Annotated in this window: 13 protein-coding genes and 1 pseudogene; 11 read left to right on the forward strand and 3 right to left on the reverse strand. The window is 36.1% G+C overall.

The annotated features are described in order from the left end of the window. Together AB3X49_RS09330 and AB3X49_RS09335 are read right to left on the reverse strand one after the other, a co-directional pair. The coding region (locus tag AB3X49_RS09330; RefSeq protein ID WP_367961680.1) for an insecticidal delta-endotoxin domain-containing protein at positions 1 to 2458 on the reverse strand (2458 nt) is incomplete at its 3' end. 625 nt (positions 2459 to 3083) lie between these two features. Further along, positions 3084 to 3305 carry a transcriptional regulator gene (locus AB3X49_RS09335; protein ID WP_367961682.1) on the reverse strand — a complete coding sequence of 74 codons (222 nt, stop codon included), beginning with the start codon at positions 3303 to 3305 and terminating at the stop codon, positions 3084 to 3086. Positions 3306 to 3745: 440 nt separating this feature from the next. On the opposite strand from AB3X49_RS09335, the gene AB3X49_RS09340 reads away from it, so the two are divergent. The 3 genes from AB3X49_RS09340 to AB3X49_RS09350 are packed head-to-tail and all read left to right on the forward strand — an operon-like array spanning position 3746 to position 5841. Then, on the forward strand, positions 3746 to 4066 hold the full coding sequence (locus AB3X49_RS09340) for a hypothetical protein (protein ID WP_367961684.1): 321 nt from the start codon (positions 3746 to 3748) through the stop codon (positions 4064 to 4066). A gap of 10 nt (positions 4067 to 4076) precedes the next feature. After that, on the forward strand, positions 4077 to 5243 hold the full coding sequence (locus tag AB3X49_RS09345; protein ID WP_367961687.1) for an FtsK/SpoIIIE domain-containing protein: 1167 nt from the start codon (positions 4077 to 4079) through the stop codon (positions 5241 to 5243). Next, entirely contained in the window at positions 5233 to 5841 is a 609-nt protein-coding gene (locus AB3X49_RS09350; protein WP_367961689.1) for a replication-relaxation family protein, read from the forward strand. Before AB3X49_RS09345 ends, AB3X49_RS09350 begins: the two co-directional genes overlap by 11 nt. Positions 5842 to 5857: 16 nt before the next feature. Here AB3X49_RS09350 and AB3X49_RS09355 read toward each other — a convergent pair whose 3' ends face one another. Continuing rightward, a complete protein-coding gene (locus AB3X49_RS09355; RefSeq protein ID WP_367961691.1) occupies positions 5858 to 6934 on the reverse strand; it encodes a cytosolic protein in 1077 nt (358 codons plus the stop codon). Between the two features lie 335 nt (positions 6935 to 7269). On the opposite strand from AB3X49_RS09355, the pseudogene AB3X49_RS09360 reads away from it, so the two are divergent. The 8 genes and pseudogenes from AB3X49_RS09360 to AB3X49_RS09395 form a co-directional block, all read left to right on the forward strand. Then, positions 7270 to 7467: pseudogene (locus tag AB3X49_RS09360) on the forward strand (YiaA/YiaB family inner membrane protein); the annotation flags it as partial. A 141-nt stretch (positions 7468 to 7608) separates the two neighbouring features. After that, positions 7609 to 7899, forward strand: coding sequence for an Asp-tRNA(Asn)/Glu-tRNA(Gln) amidotransferase subunit GatC (gene gatC / locus AB3X49_RS09365; RefSeq protein ID WP_000086999.1), 291 nt, complete (start codon positions 7609 to 7611; stop codon positions 7897 to 7899). Between the two features lie 14 nt (positions 7900 to 7913). Beyond that, positions 7914 to 9371, forward strand: coding sequence for an Asp-tRNA(Asn)/Glu-tRNA(Gln) amidotransferase subunit GatA (gene gatA / locus AB3X49_RS09370; RefSeq protein ID WP_002010048.1), 1458 nt, complete (start codon positions 7914 to 7916; stop codon positions 9369 to 9371). 14 nt (positions 9372 to 9385) lie between these two features. Further along, a complete protein-coding gene (gatB, locus tag AB3X49_RS09375; RefSeq protein ID WP_016126487.1) occupies positions 9386 to 10813 on the forward strand; it encodes an Asp-tRNA(Asn)/Glu-tRNA(Gln) amidotransferase subunit GatB in 1428 nt (475 codons plus the stop codon). A 520-nt stretch (positions 10814 to 11333) separates the two neighbouring features. Then, positions 11334 to 12239, forward strand: a complete 906-nt coding sequence (locus tag AB3X49_RS09380; RefSeq protein WP_002010051.1) for a diacylglycerol kinase — start codon at positions 11334 to 11336, stop codon at positions 12237 to 12239. Between the two features lie 194 nt (positions 12240 to 12433). Next, a complete protein-coding gene (locus AB3X49_RS09385) occupies positions 12434 to 13180 on the forward strand; it encodes an HAD family hydrolase (protein ID WP_002029491.1) in 747 nt (248 codons plus the stop codon). Between the two features lie 155 nt (positions 13181 to 13335). Beyond that, entirely contained in the window at positions 13336 to 14700 is a 1365-nt protein-coding gene (gene gabT, locus AB3X49_RS09390) for a 4-aminobutyrate--2-oxoglutarate transaminase (protein WP_367961696.1), read from the forward strand. Positions 14701 to 15007: 307 nt separating this feature from the next. Then, positions 15008 to 15514: PAS domain-containing protein (locus tag AB3X49_RS09395; protein WP_367961698.1), on the forward strand; the 507-nt coding region annotated here is incomplete at its 3' end.

Genomic DNA, 15514 nt, shown 5'->3' on the forward strand with positions numbered 1-15514 from the left:
TGGATACTGTACCTTGAATAGAAAGAGTGTTAGCAGGAATGGGACCTGCCCAAATCGTTCTTGTTGTATCTTGGTTTGTAATAGTTTTAGGTAAGCTACTATTTACAGGGAATTTTGGTATTGGAACAAATTCGATACGGTCTAAAACAACAATATTATTCGTGTTATTTTTTATTTCCACAATGATCTTTCCTGAAGGGATGGATAATTCCTGGGCTGCTTTAAATAACACATAATAACCATTATCTCCTTTAATACCTCTTTGATGGTCATTTTTCCCAATATTATCTGTATTTTCTAATGTCACGGTTGTTTGGCTTAATAATTGTGCCGCTGTGTTTTGTATGTTAATTTGAAGAGACCCTGACGCTGGTGTAGCAACTCGACATCGAATAAGATAAGATCGTGGTAGTAAATTTGTCATTGGTAAACGTAAAACTTCACCTGATTGAGTAGATTTCATTGCATTCGCACCATTGATTATTTCAACTGCACTTTTAAAAGTAGTTGAGTCCCGATCACACTTTTCAGCAGGGATTGCCTGAAGAAATGGGTTTCCAGATTTAGAATCATGCGCCCCTATTACATTGTCTGGTAATGTTTTGTAATCAACATATGCGTTGACCATAGAAGAAAATTGGAAATCAGTATCTGCTAGTTTCCCATCATAGGCGCTCAGCTCTCCACCATGATAATTATGAACCACTAGCGGATAGATACAACAAATTTTTTGATCTATGAGAGACGGGTCACCTGGATAACACATTGGATTATTCGGCTCAGAGAGACTTTCACATTTTCTCTTCCCCGTGCTGCCTGGCCCCTGAGGATCTTCGTCTGTACAACATAAGTTTTGACCAGGTTGATTTGGATTAGGTACACAACAGTTGTGAATCCTAGTAGCAGATGGAGTACCAGGAGTTGGAGGGCAACAAGGGCGATCTCCCTCACTGTAATTATCAGGATCTATTATTAGATTTGTACATGGGTTAGACGTATCAGGCCAAGAATAACTGCTATTATCCGCAAACTTAAAGCCAAAAGAATCTGTCTGTACAGTTCTATTTTCAGAATTAGGAAAAAACGATGTGAATAGGTCTGCACATATAAGAGGGTTATTTCGGTTAATTGTTGGTGTATTCGCACCTATCCTATTATTATTTGGTTCCATGCCTCCGTCAAATGTTTGTGTTTTCCCAGTATTAGGGAATGAGATGTGCTGACTTAATTTAAATCTATTAGTCCAATTGTAGTATTGTTTATCAACTAACGAGAGTGAATCGAGATGTCCTCCAAAATAGGACATAGTTCGACTTCCATCTGTTGCAGAAGTTAAATCTGCAGGGCTGTTTCCCCAGTATTGCGTGTTATTTTTGTCAATATGAGTAAATCCAGAAGATAATACAAATCGTGTTTGCTCTAGTATGGTATCGGTAGAATAAGTAAATCTATCTAAAGTAGGCCATTGTGCTACAATATCTAAGGAATATAAAGTCATTGCTCGAATATAATCATTTATTGCATTTTTTTTAGTTGGTGTATCTTTATATTTTGCATCGGTTACGTCCTTTAATCCAAGTTTAAATGTATCATAAGCTATTTCGCTATACTTTTTAATCTTTTCTTGTAGATCAGCAGTTCTGTCCTGTACCGTTTGATCAGTTAATCCCCAATCTTTCCCATGATCTACAGAACCTTGTATTAAGACTAGATGCATTGTGGCAGCCATAGAGAATAAAGGAAGTGAAAAAGGCTCAAGCCCCCTTATGTTGAAATCTGGCAAGGCTTTGGTGAATATTAGATCAAGCGCATTATACGAACTCTTTATTTCATCATTATCTAACTGACAAGCATATGGAATACAGGTATCGTGCTGTGCATTTAAACAACAAGGATCTTGTGGAGTTTTAGTGCAATCCAGTTTTTCAGCACTTACTTGCACTAAAACTGGCTTCCTACCATTACAGGTTGCAACATCAACCCTTTTTTGAAATTCTTCTACAGCGTCTTTAAGACCTGTAAGCTTATTCATTAAGGAGTTATACTCTGCTTGTTGTATGTCTTTTTGTATCATTAATTCAATTCGACCTTTAATAAGCTCAAAAGTATCTACTTGTTTGTTCCCTAACTTTTTTGGAAAGAAAAGACTGAAAAAAAAATTAGCAAAGGATGCTACTGCTTTTATACCAGGAATTGGAATGAATGTAGCAAACTTCAAGGTTGCTTTAGTCATTGCTATCCAATCAACTTCCCCTTTAAAAAATGAATCCATAACCACATTAACGGACTGTGTTGTAATGTTTCCAAATGTATCCCAGAGAGATTGTAATTCATTCATAGTTGCTGTGAATCGATCATCAATCAGGTCATCATCCAGTCTACTAATGACAAGGGGGAGTTTAGATGGATCTGCTAAAACATTATAAGGAATCGGATAAATATCAGATAAATTAGCCATATTTTCACTCCTTGAAAATTAATATATAAGTCATACGAAAACAGTATATGTTCAATTTTGGTATTTGTTACCAATGAAGAAAAAGTCATCTCTCCTAGGATAAGATGACCTCTGCTCTCGTTATCATTTTTAATATATGTAACTATATGAGCTGATATAAAAAAGACGCCTTCAAGATAATAAAAGGCGCTTTGTAAAAAGGGAATATCTAACTGGAAATAACCATAAGGGTAAGACATACCATGTAACAATAAATGAAGCCTATGTGTATGTGAAGTGATTTTTTAGCAAAAGAATATTTTTATTAAAATTGATAATAAAAACCAGAGCACTCTTGAGGAGTACCCTGGTTACATAGGATGATTACTATACAAGAGTAACGCGTGTAATTTTATTTTATGTAGTAACATGCTGGAATATGAGAAAAGCACTCCTGGTGTTGTGAACAGGAGTGTTTTTCTATATATAAAATGGCATCATGCCAGGGGGATTTAACCTATGCTTTGGGAGTTTATAATATGTTAACATTAACGAATAAAAAAGGACGCTTCCAATAGGAAAAGCGTCCTTTTTTATTTTCTTTCGGTGTTAATAATTAGAGTATATACTTTTTGTTTATTCGTGTCTACATCCAAAAATCATCTTCATTTATATTTTTTCCTAACTTTTTCATTCCTTTAACGATTTGAACTACTGTTGAAAACTTTGGCTTATACTTTTTATCACTGCAAACCTTAGAAATGGTCGCTGTACTTAGCTTGGATGTTCGTTCTAATTCAATTTGTTTAATTTTATTTGAATCTAAATAACGACCGAATTTTGTACGTTTTTTCCCCAATCCGAACATGTTTATCACCTCAATATTAGCTTGGACGAATTCTAACTTTTTTAAACTTTGGAAAAAAAGTTAGAAAAAGTACAAACTGTATGCCATATGATTTACCAGAGCAGTTACCACGGTAATTGCTAAGGCAGAAGAATGAGAGGTTACTAAGGTAAGAGCATGCATTACTACCATGGTAAGTTTTGAATTTCTACCACGGTAGCTATCATGGTTCCTATCAAGGTAAACCTACCATGGTAATGTGGGGATGAAACCTTGTTACACCTAGATTTTACATTCTGTTAAAAAAGGGGCGGGAGCATTGAACATCAAGATGACATCAGAAGAAACTTGTGATTATTGTAAATGCCTTTTATCTACTTGGTTGTATTGGAGATTGAACGGAAAGAAATATTGCTCTGAATCTTGCGCGGAACACGATAAAAATTAAAGGGGATGGGTTTATGTTTACAAGAAAACAAGTAATCCCTTTTCGTTCATTTGTGGATGGATCGTACAAAAATAAAGAACAAAAAATACGGAAATACAATTCTATAAGCCCAATGGCATTTCTTCATATGTCGGACCAAATAATAAATACTTACCTTGCATTAGGTGTAATGGGAACAGTTTTAATTGGAGCAGTTTTGCTTGAGAAATACCTGGTGAAAAACGATTATGTATCAGCGGCTAAATTTGTATCGGATGGGATTTATCATGGAACAAGAATAGGCGGAATTTGTTTCATTGGTTATATGTTTATCAGAATTTTAATCATGTTCTAGGAGGTATAACATGGGGATTATCGGAGAGTGGTTACACGAGCGTAATTTAAAACATCAACTTGCAGAGGTCTTCCACAAGGCTAATTTATATATTGACCATCAAACACGAGGGGGGAAGGTGCCAATCTATCCTAAGATACATGATATTTCTTCCACACGAGGAAGTGTTAGATATATATTTACCATTCCAAATGGTCTGGATCCGAAAACTATCGAAAAGAAATGGTTTTGTTTTCAGCAAATATTAGGACGGAATATAGCAGTCGAAGGAAAAATTAAAAAGTTTGTACTTCATGTATTCCTTTCGGATACTGGATTAAAACAATACAACTACAGTTATAAGAAGTGGCAGCCATTATTGCAAAAATATCGACTTCCTGTTGTGGTAGGACGTGACCAATTAGGGAATATGATTGTGTATGACATGATTGATTCTAATACACCACATTTACTAATAGCAGGGGAAACAGGTAGCGGTAAAAGTAGTATGGTGCGAGTTGTATTGTCTACACTTATTCAAAGCATGCCTCCTGATAAACTACATTTGTACTTAGGAGACTTGAAAAACTCTGAATTCCATTTCTTGCGACGAGTAAAGCATGTAAAAGAGGTTTGCATGGAAGAAATTGAAATGAAGATAATGCTTCAAAAAGTGTGGAAGGAAATACGGGAGCGTAGAAAGTTAATGGAAAAGTATGAAGTGGATCATATTGATGAATACAACAAATTGAATCCTGACAACCAGAAGTCATATATCTTACTTGCAATTGACGAAGTAGCAATGCTTCAAGATGAGAAAGAGTGTATGACTATAATTGAAAAGATTTCAGCAGTCGGCCGATCACTTGGAGTGTTTCTTATGCTTAGTATGCAGCGACCAGATGCGAAAGTGTTGGCCGGTAAGTTAAAGCTCAATATGACCGTAAGAATGGGCTTTAAATGTGATAGTACAATTAACAGCAACATCATGGGTACGCCTGGATCAGAACACTTAGAGCAATCGGGGCAAATGATTCTAAAGCTGAATGGATTAAAGAAAATGCAAGCTCCATATTTAGAATTAAGTAAAGCGAAAGAAATCGTAGAGCCTTATCGTGTACCAAAAGACGGAATCTTACTTCAAAATCCGCAACAAGAAGAACTTCCTGTGTTTGGGGTGTTGGAAAATGAAGAGTAGAGACAAAGCCATTTTAAAAGACTTACGTCGTTTTCGATGCTTGTCACGTGATGATATTATTGATTTACACTTCAAAGAACTCAAGAAAGCCGTTACTTGTTGCAATGCAGTTATGAAACGATTAAGAAGAGACGGGAGTGTGGATGCAAATGTTTCACATCAACCGTATATTTACTTTCCACAGCCTAGTACCATCCGGAAAACGAGTCAAAAAATCCCACATTTTCTCGCTATTGTGGATGTCTATAAGCAACTTATTCAGTATGAAAATCCAAAACTGTTTAAAGTTGAACCTAAATATGGAAAAGAATATATGGAACCTGACGTATTTACCATATGGCGTAAGTCTCCATTCTTTATTGAAGTTCAGAGGTCCGTCTATAGTCACAAGATGATGCAAGAAAAAATGAATCGTTATGAATCCTACTTTCATAGTTTGAAATGGCAAGAAGAGTCTTGGCAACCGCAGAATTCTAAATTTTTCCCCTCGATCCTTATGATTTCAGATAAACACTATGAAATAAATACCCCTAATTTACGCATATTTCAAGCAAAATCTATTCATGATTTCATGAATCAAATGGTTGTTAAGGTATAGTAGTAACTGTATATACCTAATATAATCCCATTTCATCAGCTTCTTCTTTAGATATTTTATAATATACACCTGGAGCAAGAGAGCTGTCTATTGTATTTGTGGACGGCTCTTTTGAACCGCTCTCTTCTAACCAATTATAAAAAAGTACTTTTGTAGGTGTTTTTGATGCATCAGAATTACTTGTGCTAGCTTTTTTAGGTGCTTTAGATAGTTTGATGTTATCACTATAAACTTTCGTAAATAAGGCTTGTACACTGTCTGTAAGAGTGCCGTTGTTTTTCAAAAATCTATCAACTTTACTTAGCGCATTTAATGCAAGACAGAATAAACTTTTACCACAATTGCTACCCACACGTAAACCGATAATAGATGCGTTTGCTTTTAGAACAGGGTGATACGTTCCAGCTTTGATTGTATGGTACATCATTTCTTGGTATTCATTCACATAATATGTATGGACTCTTTCGAACTCTTTTTGTTCATCATTTTGAGCTTCTTTAAATTCGTTTTCAATTGATTCCGTTAAGGATACTATATCATTATTTTTTTCTTGTTTTAAAGAATTAAGAGAGTTAATAGAGTTATTATAGTTAGAACTCGTTTTTTCGGTCTCTAGCCCTACAGACTCAAGGGATTCATGATTTTTCTGTTCGGCAACCTGATTGGCATTTAGTTCGGCAATTTGGTCGGCATCTATGTAAAATACCTCTTTCATAATTGTTGTGAAATTAGGATGCGTTTTTAATACAAATACATATTTATTTTTACCGTCAGCTAATCCAGCGACCAAGATTTCATCTGTGTGTTTTAATGCGCGAACAGTATCAGTCACAGTTCTTACCGAACAGTCAGCTTTATCAGCTAATGTCTCGGCAGAAATTTTGCATATGCCATTTCCTGAAAGTAAATAAATAATATGATCCATCACATCTTTTCGTTTAGATCGAGAAGGAAATAAACGTTCGAAACTTTGATTCGTATCATCGATACGTTTTCTAATAGCATCAATGATGTCATTTTTCTTTTGTGTACTTAATCTGTTTTGTTGCATATATTTTTGAACTTCGGAATTATAAGCAGTCAATTTTTTCATAAGGGCTCGTCTCCTCCGAAATAAAAAAGCAACAGTATGCCACAAAATGTAAGCAAACTGTTGCGGAGGAACCCTTACGTACTGTAAAATAGTTCGTAAGAGTACAGCAAGTGTTTGCCTATCTAGAGTAGGCGGACGGTTAATAGGGTGGTGGAACACCTTATTAACACGCTGTGCTCTTTTATTTTTTTATTAGTTTCATTTTGGATTTTCGCGGTAACAAATTGGTCTTAAATAACCAGAAATATGTTGCTATTTATAAATTTAGATATAGTACAAAACTGCGTGATGTAGCTGTTTGTTGCGGTTTTAGGAAATTAAAGTTTTATAGATAATGGACTTCATTTGTTTGTGCGCTTTCAGGAATGCTAATTGGGATTTACACGTTAGATGAAACGCTTAGTGTAAAAGGGTACTATTTAATCGGAACATTATTTTTAACGATGTCTTGTTTTGTATTACAAAAAACAATTCGTGATAATGAGGAAGATAATGAAAGATTTCCGAAAAATAAATCGTTAGATAAAGAGTAAATTGTAAAGAAAGGCACTTGCCTTTCTTTTTTTATGTAAAAATACCGTAAGTGCCGTGTGTTGACTTGCTTGAAGTACTGAAAATTTGGTATCATCAATAGTATTGTAGATTGAACGATATATTATGGAGGTGGCCTAGCCGTGTCAAGAATTTCCGTTGAGAATGTAAAGCACGTAGCACATTTAGCACGTCTTGCAATTACTGATCAAGAAGCAGAAAAATTTCAAAAACAACTAGATGCAATTGTTACATTTGCAGAACAGTTAAATGAATTAGATACAACTGATGTAAAACCAACAACTCATGTATTAACTATGAAAAATGTTATGCGTGAAGATGTGCCAGAAAAAGGTTTACCAGTAGAAGAAGTATTAAAAAATGCACCGGATCACAAAGATAATCAAATCCGTGTTCCAGCAGTATTAGAATAGAGGAGGGAATTTCGATGTCATTATTTGATCATTCTGTATCAGAGTTACATAAGAAGTTAAACAACAAAGAAATTTCCGTTACGGATTTAGTAGAAGAATCTTACAAACGTATTTCGGATGTTGAAGATAACGTAAAAGCTTTTCTTACATTAGATGAAGAAAATGCACGCGCGAAAGCGAAAGAATTAGATGCAAAGATTGGTGCTGAGGATAATGGTTTATTATTCGGTATGCCAATTGGTGTAAAAGATAACATTGTAACTAACGGTCTTCGTACAACTTGTGCGAGCAAAATATTAGCAAACTTCGATCCAATTTACGATGCGACAGTTGTACAAAAGCTAAAAGCTGCTGACACAGTTACAATCGGTAAATTAAATATGGACGAGTTCGCAATGGGTTCTTCAAATGAAAACTCAGGCTTCTACGCTACAAAAAATCCATGGAACTTAGATTACGTTCCAGGCGGATCTAGTGGTGGTTCTGCAGCAGCAGTAGCAGCAGGAGAAGTATTATTCTCTCTAGGTTCTGATACGGGTGGTTCTATCCGTCAGCCAGCTGCATATTGCGGCGTTGTAGGTTTAAAACCAACTTACGGACGCGTATCTCGTTACGGATTAGTAGCATTCGCATCTTCACTTGACCAAATCGGACCGATTACACGTACAGTAGAAGACAATGCATACTTATTACAAGCTATTTCAGGTATTGACCGTATGGATGCAACTTCTGCAAACGTTGAAGTAGGAAACTACTTAGCTGGTTTAACAGGCGATGTTAAAGGTTTACGTATTGCTGTACCGAAAGAATACTTAGGCGAAGGTGTTGGCGAAGAAGCTCGTGAGTCAGTACTAGCTGCTTTAAAAGTGTTAGAAGGTATGGGCGCAACTTGGGAGGAAGTATCTCTTCCGCACTCTAAATACGCTCTAGCAACGTATTACTTATTATCTTCTTCTGAAGCATCTGCGAACCTTTCACGCTTTGATGGCGTACGTTACGGTGTTCGTTCTGATAATGTAAATAACTTATTAGATCTTTACAAAAATACACGTAGCGAAGGTTTCGGTGATGAAGTAAAACGTCGTATTATGCTTGGTACATTTGCTCTTAGCTCTGGTTACTATGATGCATATTACAAAAAAGCACAACAAGTACGTACATTAATTAAAAATGACTTTGAAAATGTATTTGCTAACTACGATGTTATTATTGGACCAACAACGCCAACTCCAGCATTTAAAGTGGGCGAAAAAGTGGACGATCCAATGACAATGTATGCAAATGACATTTTAACAATTCCAGTAAACTTAGCGGGTGTTCCAGCGATTTCTGTTCCATGTGGATTCGGTGCTAACAACATGCCACTTGGTCTACAAATCATTGGTAAACACTTCGATGAAACGACGATTTACCGCGTTGCACATGCGTTTGAGCAAGCAACAGACTATCATACAAAAAAAGCAAGTCTGTAAGGAGGCGAGCATAGATGAATTTAGAAACAATTATTGGTTTAGAGGTTCACGTTGAGTTAAAAACAAATTCGAAAATTTTCTCTGCGAGTCCAACAGAATTCGGAGCGGAGCCAAATACACAAACAAGTGTAATTGACTTAGGATACCCAGGGGTACTTCCTACTTTAAATAAGGAAGCAGTTAACTTTGCAATGAAAGCTGCAATGGCATTAAACTGTGAAATCGCAACGGAAACGAAGTTCGACCGTAAAAACTATTTCTACCCAGATAATCCGAAAGCTTACCAAATCTCTCAATTTGATAAGCCAATTGGTGAAAATGGTTGGATTGAAATCGAAGTAGACGGTAAAAAGAAGCGTATCGGTATTACACGTCTTCATTTAGAAGAAGATGCTGGTAAATCAACGCATGCAGCTGACGGTTCATTAGTAGACTACAACCGTCAAGGTATGCCTTTAATCGAGATCGTATCTGAGCCAGATATGCGTACTCCAGAAGAAGCATATGCGTACTTAGAGAAGTTAAAATCAATCATTCAATATACAGGTGTATCTGATTGTAAGATGGAAGAAGGTTCTCTTCGTTGTGATGCGAATATTTCACTTCGTCCAGTTGGACAAGAGAAGTTCGGTACAAAAGCAGAACTGAAAAACTTAAACTCTTTCACTTACGTGCAAAAAGGTCTTGAGCATGAGCAAGTGCGCCAAGAAAAAGAATTATTATCTGGCGGTATCATCCAACAAGAAACACGTCGTTATGATGAAGCAACGAAGAAAACAATCTTAATGCGTATAAAAGAAGGATCTGACGATTACCGTTACTTCCCAGAGCCAGACTTAGTTGAACTTTACATCGATGATGAGTGGAAAGAAGAAATTCGTGCTTCTATTCCAGAACTTCCAGATGCACGTAAAGCTCGCTATGTTGAAGAAGTTGGCTTACCAGCTTATGATGCGCATGTATTGACATTAACGAAAGAGATGTCTGATTTCTTTGAAGCAACAGTTGCAGACGGTGCTGATGCGAAATTAACATCAAACTGGTTAATGGGTGAAGTACTTGCATACTTAAACAAACAACAAAAAGAATTAAAAGACGTTGCATTAACGCCAGCTGGCTTAGCTAAAATGGTTCAATTAATTGAAAAAGGTACAATTTCTTCTAAAATCGCGAAGAAAGTATTTAATGAATTAATTGAAAAAGGTGGAGACCCAGAAGAAATCGTTAAAGCGAAAGGTCTTGTTCAAATTTCTGACGAAGGAACACTTTGTAAGGTTGTAACAGAAATTCTTGATAATAATGAGCAATCTATTGAAGACTTTAAAAACGGTAAAGACCGTGCAATTGGCTTCTTAGTTGGTCAAATTATGAAAGCTACAAAAGGACAAGCAAATCCACCGCTTGTTAATAAAATCTTACTTGAAGAGATTAATAAGCGCTAAAAAAAGAGAAGAATTCTTATTTTTGAACGCTAAAATAGTATAGGTTCTTAAAGATTAAACAGAAAAAACACCCGTATTTGGGTGTTTTTTCTGAGTTAATCAAACGTTTGTTTAAATGGTGAAAAATAATTTAAACAAACGTTTGATTAACTGTCAAAAGTGAAAAAATGTTTGTATAGCAACTATGGTATGATAGTTGCAAAAAGGTGGGAATAATGATAAATCTAGACATAGAGAGTTTTTTCATCTCATGAAATAATAGATAATTATTATTCATTATATGTAAATTGATGTGAGAGTTTTACTGCCTGTTAATGCGGGATAAATTTCTTGGTTAAATAAAGCAAAACTATCAGGAGTGAATAGTTACTTTTGATGGGCTACACGAATCGGGTTCTTACTGCCTGTTTGAGCGGAATTAAAGAAGGATAGGAAGATGAGAGGAGGTAAGCATAGGGATACTGAATAAGGGTTCGGTGTATTCGTTTTTCAATGAATAAGGAATTTCCTGTGCTAATAAATGATGAAGCGAGCAAGAATTATTTATAATCCTACTTCTGGGCGCGAGCTATTTAAGAAGAGCTTACCAGAAGTATTACAAAAATTAGAACAAGCTGGATATGAAGCGTCTTGTCATGCGACAACTGGTCCTGGAGATGCGACTGTGGCAGCGAGGCAAGCTGCGGATCGTAAGTTTGATGTTGTTATCGCAGCTGGTGGTGATGGTACATTAAATGAAGTAGTGAACGGTTTAGTAGGACATGAGCATCGTCCAAAGTTTGGAATTATTCCAGTTGGAACGACAAATGATTTTGCGCGTGCGATCGGTGTGCCTCGTGTTATTGAAGAGGCTGCGGATATTATTTGTGAAGGAACAACGGTACCGTTAGATCTTGGTAGAGCGAATGATACATATTTCATTAATATCGCTGGTGGCGGCCGTATTACAGAATTAACATATGAAGTACCAAGCAAGCTAAAAACGGTATTAGGCCAACTTGCTTACTATTTAAAAGGAATCGAAATGTTACCATCATTACATCCAACATATGTTGAAATTGAGTATGATGGGAAGTTGCTACAAGAAGAAATTACGATGTTTTTAATTACGAATACTCGTTCAGTTGGTGGATTCGAAAAAGTAGCACCATATGCATCTATTAACGATGGATTATTTGATTTATTAGTACTGAAAAAAGGTTCTATCGCTGATTTAATTAAAGCAGCAACACAAGCGCAGCGTGGGGAACATATTAACAATCCGAAAGTACTATATACACAAGCGAATCGTATTAAAGTGCATTCACCTGATAAATTAATGATCAACTTAGATGGTGAATATGGCGGAGATGCACCAATGGAATTTGAAAATATATATCATTGTCTGGAACTATTTGTTCCTGAACATCAAGAGGATGCCCTGTAAAGGCATCTTTTTTTTGCTTTCACCTCACTATTTGCGAGTAATAAGATTCCCCCACTGATTAAGGTTTCTCTATGTGCAGATGAATTGTAAATTGTAAGTTAGTTTGATTTTTATGGTATTTTTACAATCCGTTTATTTTATATCCATATTTTATTGATACACTGGAAGAGATAAGAAATGAGAGGTAGGGTGCTATGGAGAAGGTAAAAGCAATACTATTTGATAAAGATGGGACATTAATGGATTTTCATTCAATTTGGATAAAAGTAGCTGAAGAGCTTGTTGCAGAATGTATAAATTTATATCAATTACCAGAATCAATGCAGCAGGCTTTATTAAAAGAGATTGGCGTAGATGGAGCATTTGTTCATCCGCGTAGTGCGCTCGCTGCTGGAACGAGTCTTGATGTGGCCAAGGGGCTTTGTAAGTATATTGCATCATCTAGAGAAGAAGAGATGCATCAATGGGTGAGTGAAAAGTTGTTTGCTCTTATGTACGAGCATCGTTCACATATGAGAATGACGGCAGATTTACCGAAAGTTTTACAAGCGTTAAAGGATAGAGGGTTTATTCTAGGTGTCGTTACAGCTGATGATTTCGCGCCGACAGAATTATTTTTAAAGCAATATCAATTGGAAGCTTTTTTTGATTGTGTTATAGCTTCAGATACATTTCCAGCACAGAAGCCAGATAAAAAAATTGTAGAATCGTTTTGTGAGAGATTTAATTTAGAGACATGTGAAGTAGCAGTCGTCGGGGATACACCGACGGATTTATATTTAGCGAAAAATGGTGGCGACTGTTATGCGATTGGCGTACTATCTGGTACGGGTGATCGTCAAACGCTAGAACCACTTGCAGATTTAGTATTACAATCTGTTGAAGATTTAATTTCTCATTCAGGTGAGTTTATTTGGGAACAAGGAAAGTCTAATGTATAAATGAATAAGTCTATAAGGACTCTATATGAGTCTTTATAGACTTATTTTTTTATGCCGAGATAGTAAGAGAATGGGATGAATACTAGAAAGAGGAAGTTGGCATACATCTTGCAATATAAAGAGAAAACATTGTATAGAAAAGGATGGGGTACACAATGAACACAAAAAAATTTGCTAAAGTAAATGAACAAATTCCAGGACCGAAAGCAGCGTCTTTATTAGAACGCCGCCAAAATATAGTACCAAAAGGAGTAAGTAATGGTATTCCAACATTTGTACAGTCTGCAAATGGTGCACTCGTAACAGATGTGGATGGAAATCAGTACATTGATTTCGCAGGAGCAATTGGGACAATTAATGTAGGACACTGTCATCCAGCCGTTAAAGAAGCGCTTCATAAACAAGTAGATCAATATATTCATACTGGATTTAATGTGATGATGTATGAGCCATATATTGAATTGGCAGAAAAGCTGGCCGCATTAGCGCCAGGTAATTTCGATAAACAAGTGCTGTTTTTAAATAGTGGGGCAGAAGCGGTTGAAAATGCAGTGAAGATTGCTCGTAAATATACGAAGAGACCTGGAATTATCGCATTTTCTAAAGGATTTCATGGGCGTACATTAATGACAATGACGATGACAAGTAAAGTAAAACCATATAAATTTGGATTTGGCCCATTTGCTCCAGAAGTATATAAAGCGCCATTCCCATATGAATACCGTCGCCCAGAAGGTTTAACAGAAGAGCAGTATGATGACTTTATCATTGAAGAGTTCAAGAACTTCTTCATATCAGAAGTAGCACCAGAAACAATTGCAGCAGTTGTAATGGAACCTGTTCAAGGGGAAGGCGGATTTATCGTTCCAAGTAAGAAATTCGTTCAAGAAGTACGCAGCATTTGTTCAGAGCACAGTATTTTATTTGTAGCTGATGAAATTCAAACAGGCTTTAGTCGTACCGGAAAATACTTTGCAATTGATCATTATGATGTCGTTCCAGACTTAATTACGGTATCTAAATCATTAGGTGCTGGTGTACCGATAAGCGGCGTGATTGGGCGTAAAGAAATTATGAATGAGTCTGCACCGGGAGAACTGGGCGGAACGTATGCAGGAAGCCCACTAGGATGTGCGGCTGCATTAGCTGTGCTTGATGTAATAGAAAAAGAGAAATTAAATGATAGATCGATAGAAGTAGGGAAAGTGGTAATGAACCGATTCCAAGAGATGAAAAACAAATATAATTGCATCGGTGATGTGCGCGGCTTAGGGGCAATGTGTGCATTCGAGCTCGTTCAAGATCGCAAGACGAAAGCGCCTGATAAAACATTAGCGTCTAATTTATGTGCAGAGGCAAATAAGCATGGATTACTTCTACTATCAGCAGGAACATATGGAAATGTTATTCGTGTTTTAATGCCATTAGTGATTACAGATGAGCAACTTGAGGAAGGTTTAACAATAATTGAAGAATCATTGCAAGCTTGTTATGAGCAAGCAAATATCGCTCGTGTATAAAGAATTGGGATAACTTAAAAAAGGGCATAAAGCTTTTCTTTTTAGGCGAAAGAGAGCATCTGGCCATGCATAGAATCGGTCAGCCCCTTTTCCTGCCCCATGCCAAGCTAAAACAAAGTGAGGGTGTGGTTGCGATGGCATTCTGTATTTTTCAAGGCAGCGAATTATGTGTTGAAAAAATATAAATAGATTTGTATAAATAACAAATTGAAAACATTCTAGCTTACTCTATATAAAATGCAGAAAATTCACTTTATAATAAAGGTAGTGAAGTGAATCGATGGATTTAAAGTAAGGGGTGGCTAGGATGGTTGCAGAAAAGGAACGAGTGTTGATGGATTTACAAGATGTATTTGAATATGCATTTGACGAAATTTTTGTTACGGATGATAAAGGAATCGTTGTACGTGTAAATAGCATGTGTGAAAGACATTACCAGCTCTCTGCTAAGGAATTAGTAGGAAAGCATGTAAAAGAACTACAAAAAGAAGGGATTTTTTATCCGTCTGCAACGTTAGAAGTAATTGAAAAGAAAAGGCCAGTTGAACTTGTTCAAACAACGAAATCAGGAGAGTATTTGCATGTTCGTACAAGGCCTGTTTTTGATGATGAGGGAAATTTAAGAAGAGTGATTAGTTATTCTCGTGATCTTACAGAACTCTATCAATTACGTCAAAAGGTAGAGGAAATGGATAATCAGTTAAAAACATATAAAAAAGAATTAAGAGAAACATATGAACACGAAGGACTTATTTTTAAAAGTATCGCTATGCAAAAAATAATCGAAACAATAAAAAAAGTATCTGTAGTAGAT

This window comes from Bacillus sp. C30, assembly GCF_040838255.1.
Taxonomy (GTDB): domain Bacteria; phylum Bacillota; class Bacilli; order Bacillales; family Bacillaceae_G; genus Bacillus_A; species Bacillus_A mycoides.